We start from the raw sequence: 26783 nt of genomic DNA, 5'->3' as shown, positions 1-26783 counted from the left end.
CGGTTAGTGCCGGAACAGTGCTTGGCGAGGTCGGCATGACCGGCTATGTCACCGGTTGCCACCTGCACTTCGGTGTTCTGCAGAACGGCGTGAACGTTGACCCGATGGGGTACTTGTAAGCCAATGTGGCTCGCTGATCTGATGATTGGCTGAGTCGGAAGGCGGGGACAAGCTCAGCTTGTCCCCGCCTTCCATTGATACTGGCATTTTACGAGGCTTGAGCAAGACCCCTGCCCTCGGACGCGTTAGAATTAACGCCTTGAGTGGCGGGGCGCGGCCTCGTCAATCAAAGAAAGGAGGTGAACGATACCGAAAGACTGGAAGAAGCCGAAGCTGACCGAAGGTGAGAAGCGCAAAGCTGCATTGGACGCGAAGAAGACGATCGCGCGGAACAAGAAGGCGCGCCACGACTATCTGATCGAAGATACGTGGGAAGCCGGTCTTGTCCTGTCGGGTACCGAAGTGAAAGCTCTGCGGATGGGGCGCGCGTCGCTGATCGACTCGTGGATTGAGGTCAAAGACGGCGAAGCATGGCTGTACGGCGCGAACATTCCGATGTACGCGCAGGGCTCCTGGAACAATCATGCGCCAACGCGGAAGCGAAAGCTGCTACTGCACGCCTCAGAAATTGAGCGGATCGGCCAGAAGGTGCAGGCCAAGGGCTACACGATCGTCCCACTGGAGCTCTACTTCATCGGCGGTCGCGCCAAAGTTGAGATCGCGCTGGCCAAAGGCAAGCAGGAATGGGACAAGCGCCAGTCTTTGCGCGAGGCGCAGGATAAGCGTGAAGCTGAACGCGCGATGCGCGCCTACACGAAGCGACCGAACTACAAGTAGCGTACAGGTAGCGGGTGCCAGCTTCGTGCGTGGTGCGCTTTCTGCTGAAACCTTGCGTTTGCTGGCATTGCGCTAGCTGTTGAAACTTCGCGTAAGCGGGGTTATTCTTGGATGTCTGGTCGAACGGTTGGAAGCGGTTCTTCGATGAGTCTTAGGATTTCGTTGAAGAGCCAACCCGGCAGTCTGTTTGCCGGTGAGTTGAAGAACTCAATAGGGGATGATCGGTTTCGACAGTGGTCGTCGATCGAAGTGAAGCGAGCCGAGAATGTACGCTCAACTCGTAAACGATGCGTGCAAACCAATAGGTGCCGAACAGAATCGCACCGACTACGTTCTCGCTGCCTGATATCGCAGCCTGAACCTTTAGTCCGTCAGCCCGGGAGTTGCTTCCGGCCCGGTGTCTGGCGTCGTCTAGGGAGCCACTGGGAGTCGCCCATGTTAGTGGGGCGGCTCCGACACTTAACTAACTGAGCCTATCCAGCGGTGAGTCTGCGCAATGCTGGGGGCTGAGAAATAAAATCGTAGACTGCGCTCGGAGAAGAATTCGGGGCCGGCTGCTGGACGGGGGTTCGATTCCCCCCATCTCCACACATCCCATCCCCGGGCTTCCGCTGGAAGCCCGGGGATTTTATCTATCGGTTGACAGTAGTAGCTCATGAACTGCTGAAAGCTGGTCCGAGCATGAGGGTGCTTTGTGCATTCAAATTGAGAATTAATCGTCACCTTCGCACAGTGCACATGCTCCATCGCCTCCGCAGACTGGACAATCAGGGTTTGCGCGGTAGCGGCCTTCCTCCCTATCCCAGCGCTCAAAGTCCATCTGTGAAATGGTGTAACCGTCGGGGTCGTGATCTGAACCGATCATGCAGCGGCATGGCTCATCCCACTGTGAACTGGGGCCATTTTCGCGGCGGATAACATAGTGGCTAGGACCTGTTGGCATCATTAACTCCTTTGTCGTTAGCCTGGCTTGGGGAATCTGTTGATTCTGGGGTATCGATCTGCTCTGGCTTGCTTCCTTCCCCACAGTTTGTTGATCGTGAGGAAAAATCAGTGAGTGCGTGGAGAGCCTTCTCAGCTTTCTTCGCGTTTCTGCTGTTCTGTTCACGCTCGTGCTGCTTGCTACGGAGAAGCTTTGCTATCCCAAAAGCAGTAGCCGTGATTATGGCACCAACAATGACGCCCCTTCGTTCATACTTAGGAGCGGCTTCTGAAACGGCGTCGCGTTTGATTGTGTCCAGTAATGCGCCCACCCCGCCAGCTGCCTTAGCTTGTGTGGTGAACTCCTGATAGGGTCCTAGGTTACTCATAAACTAGATTTTAGTGTCTGACCCCGTTCAGTGCAAGGAAAATATTGTTAATTCCTTGGGTTGGCAGTCGTCGCATCTGTGCTATTGGCTGTTCTCTAGGATGTGTGTAGCAAGGGTCTGTGTGGTGGTGTGCGCGCGTGGTGGGATTAGGCTGGCGCTGCTGTCCTATGATTCGTTGCGGGTTTGCCACGCGCGACACCAACGCGTCCGGCACGTGGGCCGCCTGTTCCGCACGTGGGCCGTCTATCCCTTACGTGGGCGGGGTTGCCCAGGCTCGGAATAGCAGGCCCACGTGCGGATAAGGAGGCCCAGGCTCCAGTTAGCGGGTTCGCGTGCGCATCAAGGGAGGTTGAAGCGCATGGCGAGAGGGGTATCTGCGAGCGCGCCATGGTGTTGGACTGCGCGCATCTCGACCTTATGCGGCTCTTCGCATTTTGGGGTGTGGGGGTGGTGTTCGAAGCGTCCCGGGGATTGTGGACAGTGTCGTGGGACGACGACCGAACACAGGAGCTCGCCTCGGGAGCCTCATCAACCAAAACTCGCACGCAATTCGGATACCCGAACTTTGTGCAGCACCCCAAAACGTTGCAATTCCAACGGTGCGATTTCAACGTTTGAAATACATGTCGGGGAATTGCGTGCGACATTTCTGAGGAACCACAACATGAGGCGCCACAAAGACCCAAGCAGAAGACAACCCAAGCGGAAGACAACTCAAGCACAGAAGACCCCCGCAACCCCGACAGCCGCCACAACCGCCACAAGCACGGGGGCACTGCACCCGTTACGTGGCGGTGCACCCGTTACGTGGCGGTGCACCCGAACAGAAGAGGTGCATTGCCTACGGATCGGGTGCAGCGCCCCAACAAACAAGAACAAACGCGGAACTGGCACACCGAACCACTCACCGCCACACCCCTCCATGCGCACCTGGGCCCTACTGGCGGCGGGATGGGCACGCCGCCCACGCCACCACCTGCACTCCGGCCCACTCCGGCCCACTCCGACACCTCCTACACCCTTAAATGCGAAGAGTCCCTTATGCCTGCCTATGCACAAGTACCGCTCGTCGCGCCTGGATGCTGCCATAGTGCAGACCCAATGACCGAAAATGGCCCAATTTCGTCGGATTGTGCGCGGTGGATCTGCACTGTGGCGACGTGACCCAGCCGAGCAATCTGACGCGCCCTCACGAAGGGTAATCACGCAGGCCCCAGATGGCAAGAAAGCTACACCAAGGCACACGAAGCACGAACCCCGGCAACACGACATGTCCTTTAACCAGAAAATCGAGCCCCAGTTTCGTTTGCCTTGTCGACGAGGCGATGCTCATGCTCATGGGTATGCTTGTCCCAGAAAACCGTCACTGGTACGGTGCATCACGTCATACAACGTATGAGGAGGCAAAGAAGCCATGCCCATCTTCGGAGGCAAACAAATCGCAGAACTACAGCAGAGACTCGCGATTGGGGAACAGCAGTACAACGACGCGCAACGCACCATCGCCGAGCTGTCGGGCCTCATTGAGCGGGCAGGTGGCGGCGAGATTACGAGGATGCGTGCCCTTGTCGAGCAGACGCGCCAAGAGCAGGAAGCCGCTATCGCGTCTCTCCGTCAGCAGCACGCGCAGTACGCCACGCAACTCGCTCAGGAGCAGGCAGCCGCGGAGAAACGCCTTCGCGATATCAACAAGGAAGTCGAAAGGAACGAGGCGAAACTCGCGCGTGTCACAGCAAAGACAGTGGAGCAGAAGGAGGAGCTGCGCGCCCTCGGGATCCGCTACGACGAGGGCATCAAGATGCTCGATGTCGGGTGGACCGACTACGAAAGTCCCGCCGCCTCGTCAGTCGCGCTGAAAGAACAGCTTGACGAGGTTCGAGCCACGATCAAAGAAATGATCCGTACAGGTGCCGCAGTCGATGCGAGTGAAACCTTCACTTTCAACAACTCCAAGACGAAGGGTCGCAAGTTCGTGCGCGATATGGCGAAAATGATGCTCCGCGCCTACAACGCCGAGGCGGAGAACTGTGTTCTCACCGTTAAGGCGGGTAATGGGAATGTTGCCCGTAACCGACTTGAAAGAGCCCGGGATCAGATAGTTAAACTTGGTGCACTTATCAACCTCCAGATCAACTTCCACTACCACCGGCTGCGCATCAAGGAACTCGAGCTCACGCTCCAGTACCAGAACGCTAAGAAAGCTGAGAAAGAAGCCGAGCGTGAAGAGCGCGCGCGACTACGTGAACAGGCGCGCGCTGAGAAGGAACTCCGGGCCGAACGCGAACGTCTCGAAAAAGAACGCCAGCACTACCTCAATGTCCTGAAAGCCGTTGAGGAAGCGGGCAACAATACCGAAGCGGAGAAGCTGCGCCAGCAGCTCGCCGAGATCGAAGAAGGCATCAATGACGTCGTCAAACGGGAGGCCAACAGCCGCGCCGGATATGTCTACGTCATCTCGAACATCGGGTCCTTCGGCGAACGTATGGTCAAGATCGGCATGACACGCCGCCTCGACCCCATGGATCGTGTCCGCGAACTCGGAGATGCGTCCGTGCCATTCAACTTCGATGTCCACGCCCTGTTCTTCTCCGACGATGCCGTAAGCGTCGAAACTGAGCTGCACCACCGCTTCGCAGACAAACGCGTCAACCGCATCAACGTGCGGCGCGAATTCTTCTACGCTACCCCCGCAGAGGTTCGAGAAGCCCTCAAGGACATCGCCGGAAACCTCCTCGAATTCACCGAAGAACCAGAGGCGGAGCAGTATCGACTCAGCCTCGAAGAAGCGCGTGCATCTGCCGAATGCTGAGGTGGCTCCCGCTAGAACCTAGACGCCGCTGCGTGGGTCCCACTGGCGTCCACTCCGGCTCATGGTAGCTAAGTGTCAAGTCAGTTTGTTCTGGAATAACTGATGTATCATCGATCCATGAGGTGGGTGACAAAAACAACCTGGATTCGTATCGTCGCGCTCTTTGGCGTTTATCTGCTGGTGTCAGCACTCTGGTTCAGCTTCGCGCGAGTCTCGGATTCGAATGAGGCCGTGAAGAGCATCGCGTTCCTGATCCTGCTGGTGGTCCTGCCGATCCTGGCGATGTGCGTCGCCACCTGGGACGGCGTGAAGGAGGGCTTCAGCCTCCTGTGGTTGGTCGCGCCATTCGTCTGCTTCCTGGCACCGATGTTCCTGTTCTTCAACGCGAGCGCCCTCATCTACGGGGTGGCCTACAGTCTGCTCGGCTTCGCGGCCCACGGCCTCGGCGTGCTGGTTCACTCGTGCTGTTCCCAGTAAGCGCGCCCGGCCTCGGGATTGATGACGCGGATAGGAAGCGAAATCGCGGATAGGTTATGGACACGTGGATAGGTTAGTAGCCTATCCGCATGCGAATAACCTATCCGTATCCGCGTCACCTGTCCGCGTGTGTCCTCGCGGATCTGTCCCCGTGGGCAGAACCCCGTTTCGCCCCGGTGCCGCCTCCACGCGCGGTAGCATTCCCGGTATTGCTACGGCTCAAGGCTCGCGCAATGCACAAGCACACGGAGGTGCTGGGTATGTTCTGGGACCGGGTCGCCCCACTCTACGACTTCTTCGGCAACGCGTTTAACCGAGCCGACTACGACGGTACGGGTGAGGCGGTCGCACGCGACGACTGCGTCCTTGAATGTGCGTGCTGCACCGGCGCGATTGGCGCCGCCATCGTTCCGGTCCGCGCGCACCTCGGACTCGGTGCGCCGACCTCACGCGAACGCGCGTGAGAACAAAAAGAGAGTCTGATGCCAGAATGGGTTCACAGAGGAGTGAAGCGACTTGTTTGTGAGGCATAAATTCGTAACATGAGCGCGCAAGGTTGCGCAGACTGAATACTTGTGAAAGTATTTGCGGTCAGTGGAAGTGAAGATTCTGGAGAGTTTGAGTGTTTGTGCTTTCCTTGATCGGAATACTGTGTTGAGCGAGAAAGGGGCTCGTCATGGCTCGTAGGCCTGTCTTTGTGCCTGACTCTGATAAACCGTATGTTTCGGAAGTATCTCTGGATTTTGAGTACTTTCTCGGATCTTCTATTCAGCAGAAGCAGCGTTCGGTTGCAAGTTTGCATGCGTCGTATGTGGCTAGGTTTCCTTCGTCGCGCGTTCTGGAGGTGTCGTCCAAGAGCGAAAGGGACATTGGAGTTCAGTTAAGCGCCTTCAATTTGATGATTGAGTATCCAGGACGTGGAAGTTACAGTGTTGAATGTGCTTTCCAGGCTTCAAAAGTATTTCTGCATGGGGGACCGTTTGTTGATCTGTTCAATGCCTCGAGTCGTGCGGCAAAAACAGATCGGCGATTGAGGGAAAGTGGAGAGCTTGTTGGGTTCAAGTATTTGACAGATCAATTCCCGTTAGATCCGAAGACTTATTTCTACGACTGGTTGTACGCCTCTGCACTCTGTCGTCATGACAAGCTCGTTGAGCAGGTAATGATGTTCGATGCATTCACCGATATTGAGCATAATCCGGAGCGGGCGATCAACTGTCAGGCAAGGACTGTGGCCAAAGTGGTGGGTCTTGCTCGGGCGGGGCTTCTGGCAGATGCCTTGCAGTCACCTCGAGCATTTCTGGAACTCGGGTATCATTAGGTTTTCGTTGACCTGTCACTTTGTTCGATAGTGGAGGAACAAGATGATCTGGGATCGGGTCGCCCCTCTCTATGACGTCGTCGTCAACACGGCGAATCGGGCAGTGTACGCAGCGACGGGGGCAGCCGTTGCCCGGTTGATCCGCCCCGGCGACACCGTGCTCGAATGTGCGTGCGGCACGGGCGCGATCGCCGCAGCCATCGCCCCCACATGCGCCTGTGTGGTCGCGACCGACTATTCGGAGGGGATGCTCAAGCAGGCACGCAAGAAGCTCGCACGGTTCCCGCACGTCGTCGTCGAGCAGGCGGATATTACCGACTTGCACTACGCGGACGACTCGTTCGATGCCGTCGTGGCGGGCAACGTCATCCACTTGCTGCCTGAACCGGGCGACGCGCTCAAGGAACTCAAGCGGGTCGTGCGCCCGGGCGGCACGATCATTGTTCCTACCTACGTGATTCCCAAGAAGCGCGTGCACACGATGTTCCTGAGGCTGATCTCCCGATTCGGCGTGCACTTCCAGGAGCGCTTTGATCCGGCATCCTACCGGGCGTTTTTTGAGCGCATGGGCTGCACGGGCGTCACCTACCGCGTCGTGCGAGGTCGAATTCCCTGCATGATCGCCTCCTTCACGAACGATCAGTAGGTGCCGAGCCCAGGGCGAAGTCCCGTAGCATCTGCCCGTAGGCGCGCGAGTCGCGGCTCATGCGCTCACAGTGGCCCCGCCCCGGCCACACGACCAGCTCTGCGCCGGGGTAGAGGCGCGGAACCGTGCGCCGTGCCAGTCGCAGGTCCGAGTCTTTCTCCCCATACGCGAACGTGCAGCGGCGCTGAACGTCGGGGGAGAGGTGCGGCAGGGTGACCCGCGAGCAGTCGCGCACGATCGCCCGAATGCTCTCCTCACTCATTATGGCAAGGCTCTCAGCCATGGGGCGGGCGACCTCTTCGCCGAAGAGCCGCGCGAGCTTGCGAACTCCTGCCTCGGGATCGCGCATGGCCTTGCGGTGCTTCGCGACCATGATGCGGCTCAGGATTGCGCCGCCCGCCCTCGAGATCGGCCCTCCTGAGTAGAAGCTCACGCCTTCGATGAAGAGGCGGTCGAACGACAGGTCGGGGAAGCGCAGTAGCTCGAAGAACACGACCCCGCCGAGCGATGCCCCGAATCCCAGAGCCAGACGGCGGATCCCGTGGTCCACTAGGCAGGAGTGGATCGCCGCTGCCTCGGCCGCCGCCGACATGTAGGGGGCCGAGGCCTCGTCCCCGTGGGCGGACAGGTCCGGTATGAGGAAACGCAGCCCCGAGCCCATGTGGTCGGCGACCGCGGCCTTCATACGCGAGGCCGACGACAGCATTGGGTGAATAAGGAGAACGGTGGGGGAGTCGTCCCCATAGTTCCCGTAGACGTGCATCTTCATGGCGTCGCTCCGTGGCGGTTGTTGGGCGCTCCCTCGCACCCGTGGTGTGAGCTGACGAGGGGATGCTACCACCGGTCGGAGGCCACGGGCAGGGGAATCGGCGCACTACCTCGCGGTATCATGTGACCCGAGCGAAGGAGTCGGCGTGGCGTTTGACTACAAGAAGGAATACAAGGAACTGTACGCCCCAAAGAAGGGGCCGAGCGTCGTTGAGGTTCCACCCATGACGTTCGTGGCCGTGCGCGGCAGTGGTGACCCCAATGAGGAGGATGGTGCCTACCAGCGGGCAATCTCGGTTCTCTACGCCATCTCCTACACGCTCAAGATGAGTAAGAAGGGCCCCCACCAAATCGACGGCTACATCGACTTCGTCGTTCCCCCGCTCGAGGGGTTCTGGTGGCAGGAAGGCGTCGAGGGTGCCGACTACGCCCACAAGGAGGCCTTCCAGTGGGTGGCCGTCATTCGCCTGCCCGACTTCGTCACGCGCGAGGACTTCGACTGGGCGGTCCGCGAGGCGACAAAGAAAAAGAAGATCGACTGCTCGAGGGCCGAATACCTCATGATCGACGAAGGCCTGTGTGTCCAGTGCCTGCACGTCGGCAGCTATGACGACGAACCCGCCACGGTCGAGGCCATGGATACCTACGCGCGCGAGCAAGGCTATGTGCTTGACCTGACGCACGAGCGCCGCCATCACGAGATCTACCTGTCGGACGCGCGCAAGGTTGCCTCGGAGAAACTCAAGACGGTTATCCGCCACCCCATCAAGCCGCTTGCGGATAGCTGAGGGACGGGGAACCGACGACGCGGCGCGAGGATCCTGCGCGGGTGGACATGGTGGCGCTCGCCCGGCGACGCGGGTAATGTTGGTCTGATCGCAACCTAACCAAAGGAGAATATGATGCTTGTGGTGACGACTCCGACCGTCGAGGGTGCGCCGATTAAGCGGTACATCGGCATGGTGTCGGGCGAGACCTTCGCCGGCGTCAACGTGTTCAAGGACTTCGGTGCCAGCCTGTCCAACATGTTCGGCGGCCGCGCTTCTCAGTATGAGGAAGAAATCGGCAACGCGTCGGCGACCGCCGTCAACGAGATGTGTGCACGCGCGCAGTCGATGGGAGCGAACGCGGTTGTCGGCGTGAAGGTCGACTACTTCACCGCCGGGTCTGACAACGGCATGCTTGCTGCGATTGCGACGGGGACGGCCGTTATTCTCTGAGGAGGAGCCGCAGGCGCGGTTCTATCCTGACACGTGAACCCGCCGGGTTGGTCACGGGTGACGATGCTCGAGGCCTCCCGGCGGGTTGCCGTCTCTGCGTTCTCGCGCTGTTGCTCGTCGGGGAAGAAGAACGAGCGGGTGAGCAGGTGAAAGAGCGCAGAAGCATTGTAACTAAGGCGATGCTAAATTATAATAGTGTACCCTACGGATCTGATGGGGTAAAGCTCTTCACACATGGTGAGAAGAAAGTTGGACAGGTATAGGTCGAAGCTGCTCGCGGCCCTACCCTTGATGCTGGGTGTGCTGTCACGATGCGTGCGCCCTATGCCCAGTTGTCAACCAAGTGAGCCACTGATGTCCCATCGATCAATCACGGCACTGGCGCTGGTCGTTACCGGCGCTCTCGCCGCGACCACCGTCAGCATGCCGACGGCCTTTGCAGCCGATGACGAAAACCAAGCGCAATCCACCGTCACCCCGAATAGTGGTACTCCCACGCCCGAGGACACCCAGGCCTCGTCGAACGGCGCACAATCGGGTGCCCTCGCGCCCTCCGACACCACGGACGAGGCCGGGGATGAGAATGCGAGCGCCACCCCGGAACCCGCGGACGACACCCCGACGACGATCATCGTCCAACTGGAGGACGGCAACGTCGGTATTCCCTGGTATAACCGCATCTTCGGACTGTCGACCTCAACGAAGCATGAGACGGTCAAGGACCGCATCGAGACAGCCGTCGAGTCATCCGTGCCCGGTTCGGACGTCACGGACGTGCTCGACTACACGAAGGCTTTCGACGGTTTCGCGATCCAGGCCCCGGCCTCGTCACTGGAGACCATCAAGGCCACGCAGGGCGTCAAGGCGGCCTTCATCGAGCGCCACCTCAAGCCGCTGGTCGTCGAGGGCGACACGGGAGTGAGCGGTGTCGATGCCGTGAACCCCGACCTGAAGAACGGCTCCTCCCTGGAGATGACCCGTGCGAACCAGACCTCACAGAAGGGTGACAAGCAGGTTATTGAGGTCATCGACACGGGCATCGAATCCACGCACCCGGCATTCTCCGGCCCCATGGATGACGTGCCCGTGCGCCTGTCGCACAAGGACGTCGAGTCCCTGGTCGGCACGCTCAGCCATGGCAAGCAGGGTGCCTACCTGAACAAGAAGATTCCCTTCGTCTTCGATTACGCCGACAACGACGCGAACGTGCTGCCAACCTCCACCAAGGATCTCTCCCACGGCACGCATGTTGCTGCGATCGCCGCTGCCAATGCGCCCGACCTGCAGGGCACCGCGCCCAACGCCCAGATCATCGTCGCTAAGGTCGCCGCCGACAAGGACGGCTCGATCCCGGACAGCACCGTACTGGCCGCCCTCGACGACGCGGCCATCATCAAGCCCGACTCGATCAACCTGTCCCTCGGTGACGACGCGGGCTGGGGCAGCGAGGCCGGGACCGTGTACGCGGAGGTCTACAAGAACCTCGCCGAGGCCGGGGTGAGCGTCAACGCGGCCGCCGGTAACTCGTACTCGAGCGCCTACTCCAACTACTCCGGCAAGGGGCTGCCGTACGCGACCGACCCCGACGCGGGCACGGTCTCGGAACCCGCGTCCTACGGCTCGACCCTATCGATTGCCTCGGTCAATAACCAGGATGCCCTGCCCTACCTGACCTACGGCGACAAACAGATCGTCTACCGCAAGTCGCGCGGCCTCAAGGACGCCTTCGTGCCCAGCCTGCTCGACATCGAGGAAGGCACCTACACCGTCATCTACGGCGGCATCGGGGATGCGGCAGCCCTGGAGAAGATGGTGGCCGAACACCCCGGCGATCTCTCGACGACCATCGTCCTGGAGGACCGCGGCGGCTCGGACAGCGTGACCGGCGCGGACATGACGCACGAGGCCAAGGTCAGTGGCCTCACGAAGCTGAGCTCGAAGCCGGCCGCCCTCATCCTCGGCGATTCCCAGGATGCCGACACGCCCTACGTGGCGACCATCGAGTCCACGCACACGATGCCGACCGTGACCATCACGAAGAAGGAGAAGGACGCGCTGATCGGGGCCATCAACGCCGCCGATTCCCACTCCATCTCCATCACGAACCCCCACGCGGGCCTCACACTTGCCTCCTCGAACCCCACGATCTCTGACTTCACGTCGTGGGGCGTCACCCCGGACCTGACCCTTAAGCCTGAGCTTGCCGCGCCCGGCGGTAACATCATGTCCGCGGTCCTGGGGGGCGAGTACCGTTCGATGTCCGGCACGTCGATGGCGACCCCGCAGGTCGCGGGCATCACGACGCTCGTGCGCCAGCGCATGAACGAGGACCCGGCCTTCAAGAAGCTCTCCGCCTCCGAGAAGACCTCCCTCGTCTCCAACTTCCTCATGGGAACCGCCCACCCGCTGCTCGACCTCGAGCAGGGAGACGGCACCTACTACTCCCCGCGTCGCGTCGGCGCGGGCCAGGTGGACGCGCTGGCGGCCACGACCTCGTCCGTGTACCCGACCGTGGTGGGGGCCGCGAATCCGTCGCGTCCCAAGGCCGACCTAGGGGAGGGCACGAACGGATGGACCTTCCAGGTGCAGCTGACTAACGTCTCCGATGACGCTCACACCTACACACTCGGCGGCCAAGCCCTGTCCGAGATCGTGGAGGGCGAGCTTTTCACGCAGCATTCGAAGAACTGGACGGGAGCAGGCATCGACCTGACTTTTTCGGCTGACTCGGTGACTGTCCCGGCTCAGTCCAGCGCGAGCGTAACCGTCACGGTGACCCCTCAGGCGGCCTTCGCCTCGTACGCGAACGCCAACGCCCCCAAGGGCACATTCATCGACGGTGCCGTCACCTTCACGAGCACCGACGGGCAGCCGGACCTCACGGTGCCCTACATGGGCTTCTACGGCTCCTGGGGAGCCCCGAATATCTTCGACGGCAAGTGGTACGACGGAACGACGAGCACCGCGCACGCCTGCTCCTCGACCCTCATGAACCCGGCGACGGACGTGCCCCTGGGCGCACTCAACCCGCTGGACGGCCAAGACTCCACCGCCGTGCGCGCCGTCGACCCCGCGTACTTCATCATGTCGCGCTCGACCGCGCAGGAAGCGCCGAGCAAGATGCTCCCGCGTACGTGCCTGCTGCGCAACACGCCGAAGCTGACCTACACGTACACGAACGAGGCGGGGGAAACCGTGCGCTCCTACGCCTTCGAGCGCGCGAAGAAGTCCTTGTTCAACTACTCCTCGGGCGCGATCCTGCCCGTTGAAAGCCAGGAGGGAAACAACCCGGTTTTCGACGGCTTTGACAAAGATGGCAATGAGCTACCCGACGGCCGCTACACGCTGACCATCGAAGGATCCTCCGTCGCGCCCTCTTCCACGACGCAGCAGCTGACGTGGGAGTTCACGCTGGACACCCAGGCCCCCACGATCTCGAACGTTGCGGTGACCGGCGAGGGGAACGGTCGCGTCGTGTCCTTCGACGTCTCCGATAACTCACCGCTGGCCGGTATCGCGTTCTCCGAGTCGCCCACGTCTCGTCACTACTACGACGAGAAGGAAGCCGTGGGCGCGAACCATCAGCCCGACGGTACCTACTCCAAGCACTACGAGATCGCCTGGAAGGATCTGGTCGACCGCGCGGATTCCTCTGATCCGGCGACCTCCTACCTGTACGCGTGGGACTGGGGTAAGAACCAGACCCGCCAGCAGCTGCGCTTCCAGACCATCCCGATGACGTCCCTGACGCTCTCGCCCGCCGAGACCACGGTCGTAGCGGGTGAGAAGGTCACGCTGAGCGCCGCGTACGAGCCGACGAACGCGAACGTCACCGACCTGGTGTGGTCCTCCTCGGACGAGGCCGTGGCCACCGTCAGCGACACCGGCGAGGTCAGCGCGGTGGGCGCGGGTGACGCGACGATCACCGTGACCGACGCTGCCCAACCGACTCTGTCGGCCTCGGCCACCATCCACGTGCGCACGATCTCCGAGGACACCGGCATTGAGATCGAGCAGACCTCCCTGTCCGTGAAGGCGGGCGAGGAGGCCTCGGTGAAGGCGTACCTGGCTCCCTCCCTGGCGGGTGCCGCGGTGACCTGGAGTGTTGAACCCGCCGGTCTGGCGACCGTTGTGGCTGGCACCGATACGACGAGCGCGACGCTGACGGGCGGCGACCACGTCGGCACGGGCACGCTGAGCGCATCCGTGACCTCGGGCGGCGCGACCAAGTCCGCGCAGATCCCCGTGACCGTGCGCTCCGCCGACGCCGACGACTTCGAGATCGACGAGAACGGCGTGCTGACCGCCTACAAGGGCAGTGCGACCGACGTTGTCCTCCCCGAGGGCGTCACCGACATCGGTGAGCGAGCCTTCGCGAACTCCTCCGTGGAGAACGTGACGATCCCCGCCGCCGTGCGTACCATCGGCAACGAGGCGTTCATCTACTCCTCGCTGAAGACAATTACCTTCCAAGACGACGCGGCTGCGCCCTCGCAGCTGACGTCGATCGGCGAGAGAGCCTTCGCGCACGTGTCGCTGGAAACCCTGGCCCTGCCTCGTTCCGTCACGACGATTGGTGCCGAGTTCATCGACTACAACAAGGCTCTGACCTCGCTGTCCTTCGGCGCGAAGGTCTCCGCCGAGTCGATCACCTCGGGCTACGCTGAGACGTCCGCCCTGACCTCGGTCGAGGTCGATAGTGCGAACCCCAACTACGAGTCCGTGGACGGCGTCCTGTTCTCTAAGGACCACGCGCGTCTGATCATGTACCCGGCGGCGAAGAACTCCGGCGGCTCCTACACGGTCCCGGAGGGCACGACCGAGATCGCCAACAAGGCCTTCGCCGAGGCGGGTATCGTGACCGTCACTCTGCCGACGTCGTTGCGCACCATCGGCGATGAGGCCTTCCGCCTCTCCGCCCTCACCGCACTGACCCTGCCGGAGGGCTTCGACACGGTGGGCACGTGCGCCTTCTGCCTCGCGGCCAGCCTCGACACCATCGACCTGGGCGGCACTGTCACGATTAAGGGAAGCGCCTTCGAGGGAGTGGGAGCCAAGAACGGCGTCAATTTCCGTTCCGACCTGAACAAGCTGACGACTATCGGAGACTTCGGGTTCAGCCGCACGGGCATGAAGGCCGTGACCCTGCCGGATTCGGTGACCACGGTCGGTGAGCAGGCATTCTCCGACAGCACGGGTATCACCCAGTTCCACCTGGGCGCGGGCGTGACCTCTTTCGGCGAGACCGCTTTGTACAACGACCGCAACATCGCGACCCTGACCGTCGGCGCTGGCAATCAGGTGTTGTCGGCCGATCAGAATGTCCTCTACCGCAAGGGGGCAGACGGCCTGCACCTGATGCTCTCCCCGGCGGCTAACGCGATCACCGACTACGCGGTGCTCGCGGGCACGGTTGAGATCGGTGCGTCGGCGTTCGCCAACAGCAAGACGGTGACGCGCGTCGTCCTGCCCGAAGGCGTGACGACCATCGGCGACGAGGCCTTCGCCGGCTGCGCGGCTCTGACCGAGCTGGTTATCCCGAATTCGGTCCAGACCTCGACGGGCGTCGTGGGCAACTCCCTGGAGATGGTTGAGTACGGTACCAAGGTGCGCTCGATCCGCATGGAGGGCAGCTGGGTGCCGATGCCTCGTCGCATCGTCGTGCGCGGTGGTGAGGACGGTTCCTTCGTCTACGATGGCCGCCCGACGAACGGACGTCGCGAAAGCGCGTTCTTCGGCGAGGGCATGACCTCCGTGTCCTTCGGCGTGGACGTGCCGCGAGTCCTCGTCCTGCCGTCCACGCTCACCCGCCTGGATCTCGAGCAGGACCTGAGCGACGAGAAGAAGGCGGACACGCAGGTGTACGTCGCCGGTGCCGAAGGCTCGGCTGCGTGGAACATCGCGAAGGCGGCCATGGAGGCTGCGGGCATCGACGTGTCGCAGCTGCACGCCTACACCGCGCCGTCCGTGACGCTGTCCGGCACGGGCATCGCCGAGGCCGGGGCTGGGTACACGCTTACGGGCGCGGCTGGCTCTCCGGTGGACGTCACCGTCTCGGTGACGGGTGGTATCGCGGGTACTCAGCAGGTGCGCGCGCTCCAGGTCGGTGCCGATGGCACCGAGACGCTGGTGCGCGACTGGACTGACATGAGCGCCGGAGTGGACCGCGCTGGGGGTGTGTCCGCGACCTTCCCCTGGACCCCGTCGGCCGATGATGTGGCGCTGCGCGTCGAGGTGCGTGACGCCTCGTACCTGACGTCCGTGGTGCGCCTGGCGATGCCGGGTGCACTCGCTCCGAATCCGGATCCGGCACCCAACCCGGACCCCGCTCCGAATCCGGATCCGGCTCCCAACCCGGACCCCGCTCCGAATCCGGATCCGGCTCCCAACCCGGACCCCGCTCCCAACCCGGGTCCCGCTCCGAATCCGGATCCGGCTCCCAACCCGGATCCGGCTCCCGCGGAGGGTGAGTGGATGAGTGACGCGCGTGGTTGGTGGTATCGCCGGGCCGATGGGTCCTTTCCGAAGGACGCCACGCTTGTGATTGGCGGGTCCGTCTATCGCTTTGACGAGTTCGGTTACATGCGCACTGGCTGGGTCAAGGATCAGGGATCGTGGTTTTACCACCAGGCATCGGGTGCCCAGGCTGTGGGCTGGGTGAGGCAAGGTATGTCGTGGTTCTACCTCGATGAGATCACCGGAGCAATGGCCACCGGCTGGCTGCGCCTTGGCTCATCGTGGTTCTACATGAGTGCCGAAGGTGTTATGACAACCGGTTGGGTCAGGGTTGGCGGATCGTGGTTCTTCCTCAACCCCGACAGTGGCGCGATGGCCACGGGTTGGATGATGGTTCGTGGGTCGTGGTACTACCTGAACCCGGCCGATGGTGCGATGGTGACTGGTTGGTTGCGGGTTGGTGATTCTTGGTATTTTTTGAAGGATTCGGGTGTGATGGTGACTGGTTGGGTGTGGATTGGGGGGACGTGGTATTTCTTTTCTGATTTGGGCCAGTGGAGCTGATCTGAGTGATTGATGTGGGTGTGAGCGCCCGAGTGTGCGCCCCTGGGACACCACCCAGGGGCGCACACCGCTGAAATTCCAGCGTTTTCACAGGATGCTCTGGCTGTCTCCACAGACTCGGCACCTACAGTAGGTGTCATCACAAGGGAATACGGCACGGGCCACACGGGTCCGGGATATGCCGACGAGCTACGTTTGAGGAGTCATTTGGGAGAACTCGCACTGTGTTGATGGGATACGCCGAGGGGCCGACCGAAAGGTCGGCCCCTCGGCGTATGTGCTGTGCCGTACGGTGAGCTACTCCGTCAGGCGCGGACGGTCAGATGCTAATGAGACCGGTCAGAGTCCGTGCGTTAGCGTGTGTACAGGGGTAGCTGGTGCGGGGTGACAAGCGCGGGACAGGTGGCTTGTCGATGAGGGCGCATGGTACTCCGGGTGGTGCGTGTGATTGAGGGATTGACGTATCGTGAGAATGGTTGTTGCAAAGAGTGGGTGACATCCCTGTGGGGAGTAGTGTGTGACAAGCGTTCGTGTCGCGTGGACCGAACCCTCGTTTTACCGAATTGTCAACACAGGGGGACACATACATGTCTCATCGAAAAGTATCAGTGCTCGCGTTAGCGCTGGCTGGGGCGGTTTCTTTTACGACGGTCGGCGTTCCTGCGGCCTTCGCTGTCGACGCCGGGACAACAACGAGTGTCAGCGTCGTGTCACCGGCCGCGCAGCCCAATCCATCCGGGAACTTCGAGATCGATAAGAACGGCGTTCTCACCGCCTACACGGGAAGCTCCACGGAGGTCACGATCCCCGATGGGGTCACCGAGATCAGCACTGAGGCGTTCGCGAACGCGCAGTTGACGAAGCTGTGGGTCCCGGCGAGCGTGCGCGTCATCGGCGATGATGCGTTCGTGAGTCAGGACTTGAGGGAGATTACCTTCCAGGACGACAAGGCGCATCCGTCCCAGCTCGCCACGATTGGGGATCGCGCGTTCCAGTCAACGAGCCTGGCGACCATAACACTGCCCGGCTCCGTCGTGACGATTGGTGACAATGCCTTCGCAGGGATGAGTAGGCTCACCTCGGTCCGCCTCGGAGCCAAGGTCGCTGCAGGTCAGCTGGCGGCCGCCTTCCCGGGCGCAAAAGCGCTCGCCTCCATTGAGGTCGACGCCAACAACCGCAACTATGCGAGCGTCGACGGCGTCTTGTATACGAAGGATCATTCGCACCTGATCGCCTATCCGCAGGCGAAGAATAAGGGGGGCTCCTACGCGGTCCTTGATGGAACCACCGACATCGATGACTACGCGTTCGCGGATGCCTCGGTCACTTCCGTGACGCTGCCTTCCTCACTGCGCAGAATCGGCGAGTACGCCTTTGAAAGCTCTCGGCTCACCTCGCTGACCCTGCCGGATTCGTTCGAGACAATCGGTTCCTGGGCCTTCTCGTACGCGTCGAATCTTGCCCGAGTGGACCTGGGTGGTACGACCACCGTCTCGGACGACGCGTTCCTGAACGATCTCGCGTTGACCGAGGTGAACCTGCGCCCCGACCTGGGAAGGCTCGAGGAAATCGGCGAGGACGCATTCGGCGGCTGCACGAATCTGACCAGCTTGGTTGTTCCTGCGTCCGTCACCTCGGTTGCGGGCGTGTCGAATACCGGCGTGGATACGCTTGAGTTGGGGGATCGGGTCAGGAAGCTGAGCATCGTCACGCGCGGCGTCCGGAACGTCCGTCACATCGTCGTGCGCGGCGGTGTGAACGGCGAGTTTTACTCCGAGGGCCAGGCCTCGAACGGTCGCCCGGAGAGCGCGTTCTTCGGTGAGGGCATGACGACGTTCTCCTTCTGGGGTGAGACGCCGCGCGTCGTTGTCCTGCCCGCGAGCCTCACGTCGCTCGAACTCGACGAAGACGCCGCCTCCGACGTCAAGGCGAACACCACCATTTACGTTGTCGGGAAGGAGGGATCGCAGGCTTGGAAGACGGTGAAGGCTGCGATGGAGAAGGCCGGATACGCGACGGCGAATCTGAAGGCGTACTCCGTGCCCACGCTCGCTCTGTCGGGTCCTGGCATCGCCGAGGCAGGGGCTGGGTATGCGCTGACCGCGAGCCTTGGTACGTCGACGACGGTGACCGCCACCGCTACCGGCGGCACCCAGAATGTGCGCGAGGTGCGCTTCGTTCAGGTTGGACCGGGGAACGCTGAAACCGTCCTGCAGGACTGGAGTGCTGTCACGTCTGGTGTGGCCTCGTACGCGTGGACGCCGGCCAGCGCGGATGTGAGCCTGCGCGTCGACGTGCGCGATGCCTCGTACGCGCTCCACTCGACGATGCTGAGTGTCGGATCCTCCCCGGCTCCCCAGCCCCAGCCGCAGGCCGGTGAGTGGAAGCAGGACTCTCGCGGCTGGTGGTACAGCAACGCGGACGGCTCCTACCCGAAGGATCAGGCGGTGACGATTGGTGGCACGGTCTACCGATTCGATGCGTCCGGATACATGCGCACGGGCTGGGTGAAGGATGGCGGCTCTTGGTACTACCACACTGGATCGGGTGCTCAGGCGAGCGGCTGGACTCTCGTCGGCGGCTCCTGGTACTACCTGGATCCCTCCAGTGGCGCGATGGTGACGGGCTGGACGCAGGTGGGTTCGGCCTGGTACTACCTGAATGCTGCCGGTGATATGGCGACCGGCTGGCTCAAAGATGGCGGCTCCTGGTACTACCTGGATCCCTCCAGTGGCGCGATGGCGACCGGGTGGCTCCAGATCTCGGGTACGTGGTACCACTTCTCGAATGGCGGCCAGTGGATCGGCTGATCGACGAGTCGACGAATTGACCCGGGTCCGCTCCCCGGAAGATTCCGGGGAGCGGACCCGGGTCTTTCGGCAGCCCGTGATGCTCAGCATGAGTGTCAACGTCAATGTCAAACGACGGTCGATGTACGCATACAAGTTATTTCGTGGTCAGAGTCCTCCTCGTGTGTGACAGAGAAATGATGGTCATGAACGTGCTCTGTCACCAGAACATGCGAATATGGCTTTGACAGATCATGGAAAAAATTCGCAATAAGCATGTCGCGGTAAGCACCTGCATCGTCTACTCTTGACGGTAGGGCGTGCTGCACGTTGCATCCCCTGTCCATTTGTTAACGAAGTGAGCCACAGATGATTCACCGTCGATTGTCGGCACTGGCGCTCGTCGCCTCCGGTGCCCTCGTTGTCACTACAACGACGATGCTGCCCTCGTTCGCGGCCGACGCGGACCGCGCCGATGCCTCGTCACCGACCCTGGCCGATGCCACCTCACCATTCACGATCATCGTCCACCTTGAGGAGGGGAGCGGCGACCCTGCTGCCAGGCTCGCCGATGCCAAGAAACGTATTGGTGACGCCGTCGCCCAGGCCTCGCCAGGCGCGACCATGGAGGTCGTGCGAGACTACACGCACGCTTTCGAGGGCCTCGCGATCAAGGCGCCGGACTCCGCGCTCTCGGCCATCAAAGCGACGCAGGGCGTGGCGGGTGCCTTTGTTGAGGGGTACCACGATCCGGTCACTGACCCCGACTTTTGGAGCATCCAGGGCGGGTACGGAAAACCTGCTGATTCGTCAGATCTGGGCGCGGCCTCGCGTATGACCGGTGCTGCGGCAGCCTCCCAGAGAGGCCAGGGGCAAGTCGTCGAGGTCATCGACACGGGGGTTGACACCTCGCACGAGGCCTTCGCGGGCGTGATGGACGCCGCCTCGCTGCGCCTCACGCAGACGGACATGACGGCCCTGATGACAGACCTCGGTGCTGGCAAGAACGGCGCATGGGTCAGCGACAAGATCCCCTTCGCCTACGATTATGGCGACGGTGACGCGAATGTGATACCGGGTAGTGAGGGCGGATGGGCATCCGAACAGGGCACGCACGTCGCGGCTCTCGCGACCGCCAACGACACTGCCTTGACGGGTGCAGCCCCCGGCGCACAGCTCATTGTCGCGAAGGCCACCAGGGGAAACACGTACACCGCGAACGACAGCGCCTTGCTGGCCGCCCTCGACGACGCGGCAGTACTGAAGCCTGACGCGCTCACCGTGTCCTTCGCGACGCTCGAGGGGATGAGCACTGACTCGGTCGCGCTCTACTCGCAGGTGTATCAGACCCTCAGCGATCAGGGCATCGTCGTGAACGCGCCGGCCGGAAATAACGAGAACAACAGCTACGCCAGTGACCCGGATACGGGGCTGCTCGGCTTCCCCGCGTTCTACCCTTCGACCCTGGCGGTGGCCTCGGTCGATGAACAGACCGTGGCGGAGCAGGGGTCGCAGCCGATCAGCGTCTCCGACTTCTCCGGCACGGGCGCGACCTACGACCTGCGCCTCAAGCCCGAGATTGCCGCCCCCGGCGGGGCCGTCATGTCGGCCAGCCCCGGGAACTACTACGGTCGCATGTCCGGCACGGCCGAGGCCTCGGCTCAGGTTGCGGGTATCGCCGCCCTCGTGCGTCAGCGCGTGGCGACCGATCCGGCCTTCGCGGGGATGAGCGCGGCGGAGAAGAACGCGGTGGTCACCAACTTCCTGATGGGCACTGCGCGCCCGATCCCGGACGCGACACAGGCCGACGGGACTTTCTATTCGCCGCGCCGCGTCGGCGCGGGCTTGGTGGACGCGGTGGGGGCCACGACCTCGCCGGTGTACCCGAGCGTGGTTGGAGCCGCGGACTCCTCGCGTCCCAAGGCTGATCTGGGCGACGGAACCGACGGGTGGAGCTTCCAGGTACAGCTGACCAATGTGTCCGACGCTGCCCACACGTACACGCTCGGCGGACAGGCCCTCTCCGAGAGCCTCTCGGGCATACTGTTTAGCCAGCACTCCACCAACTGGGCGGGGAAGGGGATCGACCTGACCTTCTCCTCCGACTCTGTGACCGTGCCCGCGAAGTCGAGCGTCACCGTGACCGTCACGGTGACCCCGAAGGGCGAGTTTGCCTCGTACGCGACGAGCAACACGCCCAACGGAACCTTCATCGACGGTGCCGTGACCTTCGCGAGCACGGACGGACAGCCCAACCTGACGGTTCCCTACCTGGGCTTCTACGGCTCGTGGGGAGCGGCGAGCGTCTTCGATCAGCAGAGCCCGAACAACCACAAGGTCGGCTTCGGCACAACACTCATGAGTAGCACCCTGCCGTTCGGGCAGTTCAACCCCTTCGAGATCGAAGACGAGAGGGCGCTGCACGACTTCAACCCCGAGGGCTTCGTCATCACGCGTTCCACGAAGGCTGGCGCGCGTACTCGTGCTGCTACGGGGACCATCCTCCTGCGCGCCGTCCCGTCGCTGACCTACACAGTCACGAACGAGGCCGGGGCGACCGTGAGCACCTACACGTGTGATCGCGCGGACAAGGCGTTCTACGACGACCACTGGCGCGGCATGCACAATGTCGAGTTCATGTCGCCCGGATGCGCTCCGGGTTTCGACGGCTACGACGCGGACGGTAACGAGCTGCCCGACGGGCGCTACACGGTGACGATTGAGGCCGCCACCTACGGGCCGTCGTCAACGACTCAGCAGACCAGCTACAGCTTCGCGGTGGACACGGCCTCGCCCGTCATCTCGAACGTTGCAATCACGGGCGAGGGGGATGCTGCGACACTGTCCTTTGACGTGACCGACGCCTCGCCGATTGCCGGCTTCGGCTTCAAGGCCACCCCGGACGGCGCGCTCACCCTGTGGAAGGAAGAAGAGTATCTGGGTCAGCGCGCAGACGATGGCCTCTTCCACGAGCACTATCACGTGAAGATTGTCGATGTCCGGAGCCAGCTCGGCGTCGATCCCGCAACCATCTACCTCTACGCGTGGGACTGGGCCAAGAACGAGGGGACGACGACCGCGGCCATCAAGCCTGTCGCGATGACCTCCCTGTCGGTGTCGCCTGAGTTGGCGTCGCTGGCGGTGGGGGAGAGCGTGACGCTGTCCGCCTCGCATGAGCCTGCGGATGCGACGGTGACGTCTGTGGTGTGGTCGTCGTCGGACGAGGCCGTAGCGACGGTGAGCGCGGATGGTGTCGTGAGTGCGGTGGGTGCGGGGGATGCGACTATTACGGTTGCTGACCCGACCCAGCCTTCTGTGATGGCCAGTGCGACCATTCACGTCAGTGCGCCTGCTCCTACCCCGAAGAGCGGGAAGTGGGTACGTGGGGCTCGTGGGTGGTGGTATCGCTACGAGGATGGTTCTTACCCGTCGAGCACGGCCCTGGTGATTGATGGTTCCACGTATCGTTTTGATGCGTCCGGGTACATGCGCACCGGGTGGGTGAAGGATCAGGGTGCCTGGTATTACCACGAGGCGTCGGGTGCTCAGACGACGGGTTGGGTGCGCAGTGGTGTGTACTGGTATTACCTGGATCCCGCCAGCGGTGTGATGGCGACGGGGTGGGTGCAGGTGGGGTCCACCTGGTACTACCTGAGCCCCGACAGTGGTGCGATGGCCACTGGGTGGCTGAAGGAGGGTGGCTACTGGTACTACCTGCAGCCTGGCAGTGGCGCGATGGTCACTGGGTGGCTGAAGATTTGGGGTACCTGGTACCACTTCGCCGATAACGGTCAGTTGATCAGCTAGGTGCCTGAGCTGAATCACTGAACCCCGCGCCCGCACCTCCCGGTCAGATTATCGGGAGGTGCGGGCTTTTATGGGTAATGATTGGCCCGGGAAGGTCGAAGCTGCGACAAGCTGTCTGTGCGTATGTGACGGTGAGCCTGCATAACGTGTCAGGTTTTCTGTTGAGAATTCGGGCACTGCGTTATTCATGTGATGAGTTTGTCGGACAGATTCAATGAATGGCAGTTTGACAATGATGATAAGAATTCGAGATAACTGTCCCTGCCTGGCCTGCTTTCAGTTACTCTTAAAGGGATGGATCGGCGCGGCAATGTGCGCCCCCATAACGCAGTTGTTAAGAAAGGGAAACACACATGTCCCACTGCAAAATGACGGCACTGGCGCTCGTCGCGACCGGTGCCCTGACCATCACGACCATGAGTATCCCGGCCTCGTACGCGATCGATGTAGATCACGGCGAGGTGTCGCAGGGTGCCGACGCTGCGGACGACGCGCAGCAAACGTTCATCGTTCAGCTCGAAGATGGCGCTGCGGATCTCGAGGGAGTGAGAGAGCGCCTCGGGCAAGCGGTAGCTGCCGCGACGCCTGGGGCAACCATCGAGTACGTGCGGGACTACCACCACGTGTTCGAGGGCTTCGCGCTCAAGGCACCCAGGTCCGCCCTCAAGGCCATCAAGGGCGTGCGCGGTGTTGCGGCCGCGTTCGCGGAGGGCACGCGCGAGCCGATCATGTATCCGGAATTCCTGTGGGGCGGTAGCGCCAAGATCACTAATCCAGCGGGGGTGACGCGCGCTGATCAGGCAGTCCAGCAGGGGCAGGGACTCGTCATCGAGGTGATCGACACGGGCCTGGACACCTCGCACGAGGCCTTCGCGGGTTCTATGGATAGCACGTCACTGCGCCTCACCCAGGCGGACATGACATCCCTGACAGCGAGCCTTGGGGCTGGCAAGGGGGGCGCGTGGGTCAGCGACAAGATCCCCTTCGTCTATGACTATGCGGACGGCGACACGGACGTACTGGTCGGTTACGAGCATGACCGTGAAAGCTATACGCGGCACGTGCATGGCACTCGTATGGCTGGCCTCGCCGCCGCCAACGACAAAGCGTATAGGGGCGCTGCGCCGCAGGCTCAGCTCGTTGTCGCGAAGGTTGTCTCTGACTCCTGGAACGTCGCGCGTGACAGCGACCTGCTGGCAGCCCTGGACGATGCGATGGTGATCAGGCCAGACACTGTCGCCGTGTCTTTCATGTCGGACCGCGATATTAGTGGCGATGCGGTAAGACTCTACGAGCGGGCCTATGACAGGCTCTCCAACGCGGGAATGACGGTTGTAGCGCCGGCTGGTGATTACGGACGCGCTGAATGGCGGACTCTCTCCCCCCAGATGAGTTCGGTTGGTGCGCCTGCTGCATATTCGTCCGTCTTGTCGGTGGCAGCCGTTCTCAGATCTAACGATCAGGGGGAGGGGGGCCTGGCCCCGTGGAATTCCTCCTCGTGGGGCGTGAATCCTGATCTCAGGCTGAAGCCTGAAATCGCCGCGCCCGGTGGCAGTGTGACATCGTCTGAGCCGGGCAACGAGTACGACGACGAAACAGGCACGGCCGAGGCCTCGGCACAGGTGGCGGGCGTCGCCGCCCTCGTGCGCCAGCGCATTGCGACCGACCCGGCCTTCGCGGCGATGAGCGCGGCGGACAAGAACGCGGTGATCACCAACCTCCTCATGGGCACGGCCCACCCGATTGTGGATGCGACGAAGGCGGACGGAGCCTTCTATTCGCCGCGCCGCGTCGGCGCGGGCCTCGTGGACGCGGTGGGGGCCACGACCTCGCCGGTGTACCCGAGCGTCGTGGGAGCCGCGGACTCCTCGCGTCCCAAGGCGGAGCTCGGAGACGGAACCGACGGGTGGACCTTCCAGGTACAGCTGACCAACGTGTCCGACGCCGCCCACACGTACACGCTCGGCGGCCAGGCCCTGTCCGAGGACGTGAACTTCCTCCTCTACACAGGGCACGCGACGAACTGGACGGGCAAGGGGATCGACCTGACCTTCTCCTCCGACTCCGTGACCGTTCCCGCGAAGTCGAGCGCCACCGTGACCGTCACGGTGACCCCGACAGCCGAATTTGCCTCGTTCGCGGCGGAACACACTCCTCAGGGCACGTTTATCGACGGTGCCGTAACCTTCACGAGCACAGACGGACAACCCGGCCTGACCGTTCCCTACCTGGGCTTCTACGGTGCCGAGGAACAGCCGACGATCTTCGATAGCCCCGTGTACGGGAAGGGAAAGATCGGCACGTCCACAATGACCTTCCACGGCCTGCCCCTCGGCCAGATCAACCCCTTCGATCCGGAAGAGTCCATGGCGATCAGCACGAATGACCGCGACCTGTACATCATCACGCGCTCGGCGGAAGAAAACGCCAGGACGTACGCAATCCCGGCGACGATTCTGCTGCGAGACGTCGACAAGTTGACGTACACCTACACCAACGAGACAGGGGAAGTCGTGCGCTCGTACGAGTACGGGAGTGTGCCCAAGAGCCACTCGTACTTTAACGGGCGCTTTACTGAGGTGACCACCGCGGAAGAGCATTTCGACAGCACCCCTATATTTGAAGGATATGATGCGGCGGGTAACGAGCTGCCGGACGGTGCCTACACCCTCACCATCGAAGGCACGTCGACTGATGCGACTCCGACGACACAGCAGCTGACGCACGTGATTCGCCTCGACACGCAGGCACCCGTCGTCTCGAACCTGACGATCACGGGCGAGGGCAACGAACGTACGCTGTCCTTCGACGTCACCGACTCCTCCTATATCGCGGGGTACGGATTCTCGTCGACGGCTGACGGAGCGCCCTTCATGCAGGAGAAGGAGTACCACTGGGGCGAGCACGGGGAGGACGGGCTGATCCACTACCACTACGACGTGCCGATCTCGACGATTGCCCAGCGGTCGGGCGGCGACCCGTCAACCGTCTACCTGCAGGTGTGGGACTGGCCGCTCAACAAGGGAACCGTGAAGGTAGACCTCAAGGCCGCCCCGAAGACCGGGGAGTGGAAGTGGGGTGCTCGTGGGTGGTGGTACCGCTACGAGGATGGTTCTTACCCGTCTAACACGGCCCTGGTGATTGATGGTTCCACGTATCGTTTTGATGCGGCCGGGTACATGCGCACCGGGTGGGTGAAGGATCAGGGTGCCTGGTATTACCACGAGGCGTCGGGTGCTCAGACGACGGGTTGGGTGCGCAGTGGTGTGTACTGGTATTACCTGGATCCCGCCAGCGGTGTGATGGCGACGGGGTGGGTGCAGGTGGGGTCCACCTGGTACTACCTCAGCCCCGACAGTGGTGCGATGGCCACTGGGTGGCTGAAGGAGGGTGGCTACTGGTACTACCTGCAGCCCGGCAGTGGCGCGATGGTCACTGGGTGGCTGAAGATTTGGGGTACCTGTTACCACTTCGCCGATAACGGTCAGTTGATCAGCTAGGTGCCTGAGCTGAATCACTGAACCCCGCGCCCGCACCTCCCGGTCAGATTATCGGGAGGCGCGGGCCTTCGTCGCAACCGATGTGTTGGGAGTATGCGCCTGAGGCCTCCTTCGAGCGGAAATTGACTCAACAGCGGTCGCACCAGTCCTCTCCGCGACACCATGTCAGGGTTTGACGCACAGTTTGTATCACAAATGAGAGTGTTTGACAGAGGTGCTGACAATTATGCTGAGAAGTGACTGAAGTTGCATTGATGCCACCTCATTCGCACTCATAGT

Annotated in this window: 15 protein-coding genes and 1 other RNA gene; 14 read left to right on the top strand and 2 right to left on the bottom strand. The window is 62.1% G+C overall.

The features are described 5' to 3' along the window. From O3932_RS05725 to ssrA, 3 genes are all read left to right on the top strand, one after another. Positions 1-119: M23 family metallopeptidase (locus tag O3932_RS05725; RefSeq protein ID WP_371536868.1), on the top strand; the 119-nt coding region annotated here is incomplete at its 5' end. Positions 120-306: 187 nt separating this feature from the next. Next, positions 307-837, top strand: coding sequence for an SsrA-binding protein SmpB (smpB, locus tag O3932_RS05720; RefSeq protein WP_034504448.1), 531 nt, complete (start codon positions 307-309; stop codon positions 835-837). A 213-nt stretch (positions 838-1050) separates the two neighbouring features. After that, positions 1051-1428: a transfer-messenger RNA gene (ssrA, locus tag O3932_RS05715) on the top strand. Positions 1429-1763: 335 nt separating this feature from the next. Here ssrA and O3932_RS05710 read toward each other — a convergent pair. Then, entirely contained in the window at positions 1764-2147 is a 384-nt protein-coding gene (locus O3932_RS05710) for a hypothetical protein (protein WP_371536861.1), read from the bottom strand. Positions 2148-3561: 1414 nt separating this feature from the next. On the opposite strand from O3932_RS05710, the gene O3932_RS05705 reads away from it, so the two are divergent. From O3932_RS05705 to O3932_RS05685, 5 genes are all read left to right on the top strand, one after another. Next, positions 3562-4956, top strand: coding sequence for a DUF4041 domain-containing protein (locus tag O3932_RS05705; protein ID WP_371536859.1), 1395 nt, complete (start codon positions 3562-3564; stop codon positions 4954-4956). 117 nt (positions 4957-5073) lie between these two features. After that, complete coding sequence (locus tag O3932_RS05700) at positions 5074-5433, top strand: hypothetical protein (protein ID WP_034504450.1); 360 nt, start codon at positions 5074-5076, stop codon at positions 5431-5433. Between the two features lie 233 nt (positions 5434-5666). Then, positions 5667-5897: a hypothetical protein gene (locus O3932_RS05695; protein ID WP_371536857.1), complete on the top strand. Its 231-nt coding sequence runs from the start codon at positions 5667-5669 to the stop codon at positions 5895-5897. 212 nt (positions 5898-6109) lie between these two features. Continuing rightward, positions 6110-6754 carry a hypothetical protein gene (locus O3932_RS05690; protein ID WP_371536855.1) on the top strand — a complete coding sequence of 215 codons (645 nt, stop codon included), beginning with the start codon at positions 6110-6112 and terminating at the stop codon, positions 6752-6754. A gap of 43 nt (positions 6755-6797) precedes the next feature. Further along, entirely contained in the window at positions 6798-7400 is a 603-nt protein-coding gene (locus tag O3932_RS05685; protein WP_314568934.1) for a methyltransferase domain-containing protein, read from the top strand. Here O3932_RS05685 and O3932_RS05680 read toward each other — a convergent pair. Further along, positions 7384-8169: an alpha/beta fold hydrolase gene (locus O3932_RS05680; protein ID WP_371536853.1), complete on the bottom strand. Its 786-nt coding sequence runs from the start codon at positions 8167-8169 to the stop codon at positions 7384-7386. The genes O3932_RS05685 and O3932_RS05680 overlap by 17 nt on opposite strands. Before the next feature lie 145 nt (positions 8170-8314). Here O3932_RS05680 and O3932_RS05675 point away from each other — a divergent pair, with 145 nt between their 5' ends. The 6 genes from O3932_RS05675 to O3932_RS05650 all read left to right on the top strand — a co-directional run bounded on the left by O3932_RS05675 (position 8315) and on the right by O3932_RS05650 (position 26504). After that, a complete protein-coding gene (locus O3932_RS05675) occupies positions 8315-8956 on the top strand; it encodes a GyrI-like domain-containing protein (protein ID WP_371536851.1) in 642 nt (213 codons plus the stop codon). Positions 8957-9070: 114 nt separating this feature from the next. Continuing rightward, on the top strand, positions 9071-9388 hold the full coding sequence (locus O3932_RS05670; RefSeq protein ID WP_315295622.1) for a heavy metal-binding domain-containing protein: 318 nt from the start codon (positions 9071-9073) through the stop codon (positions 9386-9388). Positions 9389-9742: 354 nt separating this feature from the next. Further along, the gene (locus O3932_RS05665; RefSeq protein ID WP_371536848.1) at positions 9743-16408 is read left to right on the top strand and encodes a leucine-rich repeat protein; all 6666 of its coding nucleotides are present in this window, start codon (positions 9743-9745) and stop codon (positions 16406-16408) included. Positions 16409-16995: 587 nt separating this feature from the next. Then, complete coding sequence (locus O3932_RS05660) at positions 16996-19218, top strand: leucine-rich repeat protein (protein WP_371536845.1); 2223 nt, start codon at positions 16996-16998, stop codon at positions 19216-19218. A gap of 348 nt (positions 19219-19566) precedes the next feature. After that, positions 19567-23004 carry a S8 family serine peptidase gene (locus O3932_RS05655; protein ID WP_371536842.1) on the top strand — a complete coding sequence of 1146 codons (3438 nt, stop codon included), beginning with the start codon at positions 19567-19569 and terminating at the stop codon, positions 23002-23004. 353 nt (positions 23005-23357) lie between these two features. After that, complete coding sequence (locus tag O3932_RS05650) at positions 23358-26504, top strand: S8 family serine peptidase (RefSeq protein ID WP_371536840.1); 3147 nt, start codon at positions 23358-23360, stop codon at positions 26502-26504. Positions 26505-26783: the final 279 nt, after the last annotated feature.

The organism is Pauljensenia sp. 20925_1_25 (genome assembly GCF_041433955.1).
In the GTDB taxonomy this organism is placed as follows: domain Bacteria; phylum Actinomycetota; class Actinomycetes; order Actinomycetales; family Actinomycetaceae; genus Pauljensenia.
This window is presented reverse-complemented; position numbering and strand designations above follow the sequence as displayed.

Bases quoted from the DNA above. Each gene is read 5' to 3' on its own strand.
- O3932_RS05705 (WP_371536859.1), top strand. From the start codon at position 3,562: ATGCCCATCTTCGGAGGCAAACAAATCGCAGAACTACAGCAGAGACTC.
- O3932_RS05700 (WP_034504450.1), top strand. From the start codon at position 5,074: ATGAGGTGGGTGACAAAAACAACCTGGATTCGTATCGTCGCGCTCTTT.
- O3932_RS05680 (WP_371536853.1), bottom strand. From the start codon at position 8,169: ATGAAGATGCACGTCTACGGGAACTATGGGGACGACTCCCCCACCGTT.
- O3932_RS05670 (WP_315295622.1), top strand. From the start codon at position 9,071: ATGCTTGTGGTGACGACTCCGACCGTCGAGGGTGCGCCGATTAAGCGG.
- O3932_RS05685 (WP_314568934.1), top strand. From the start codon at position 6,798: ATGATCTGGGATCGGGTCGCCCCTCTCTATGACGTCGTCGTCAACACG.
- O3932_RS05690 (WP_371536855.1), top strand. From the start codon at position 6,110: ATGGCTCGTAGGCCTGTCTTTGTGCCTGACTCTGATAAACCGTATGTT.
- O3932_RS05665 (WP_371536848.1), top strand. From the start codon at position 9,743: ATGTCCCATCGATCAATCACGGCACTGGCGCTGGTCGTTACCGGCGCT.
- O3932_RS05710 (WP_371536861.1), bottom strand. From the start codon at position 2,147: ATGAGTAACCTAGGACCCTATCAGGAGTTCACCACACAAGCTAAGGCA.
- O3932_RS05695 (WP_371536857.1), top strand. From the start codon at position 5,667: ATGCACAAGCACACGGAGGTGCTGGGTATGTTCTGGGACCGGGTCGCC.
- O3932_RS05650 (WP_371536840.1), top strand. From the start codon at position 23,358: ATGTCCCACTGCAAAATGACGGCACTGGCGCTCGTCGCGACCGGTGCC.
- O3932_RS05655 (WP_371536842.1), top strand. From the start codon at position 19,567: ATGATTCACCGTCGATTGTCGGCACTGGCGCTCGTCGCCTCCGGTGCC.
- O3932_RS05660 (WP_371536845.1), top strand. From the start codon at position 16,996: ATGTCTCATCGAAAAGTATCAGTGCTCGCGTTAGCGCTGGCTGGGGCG.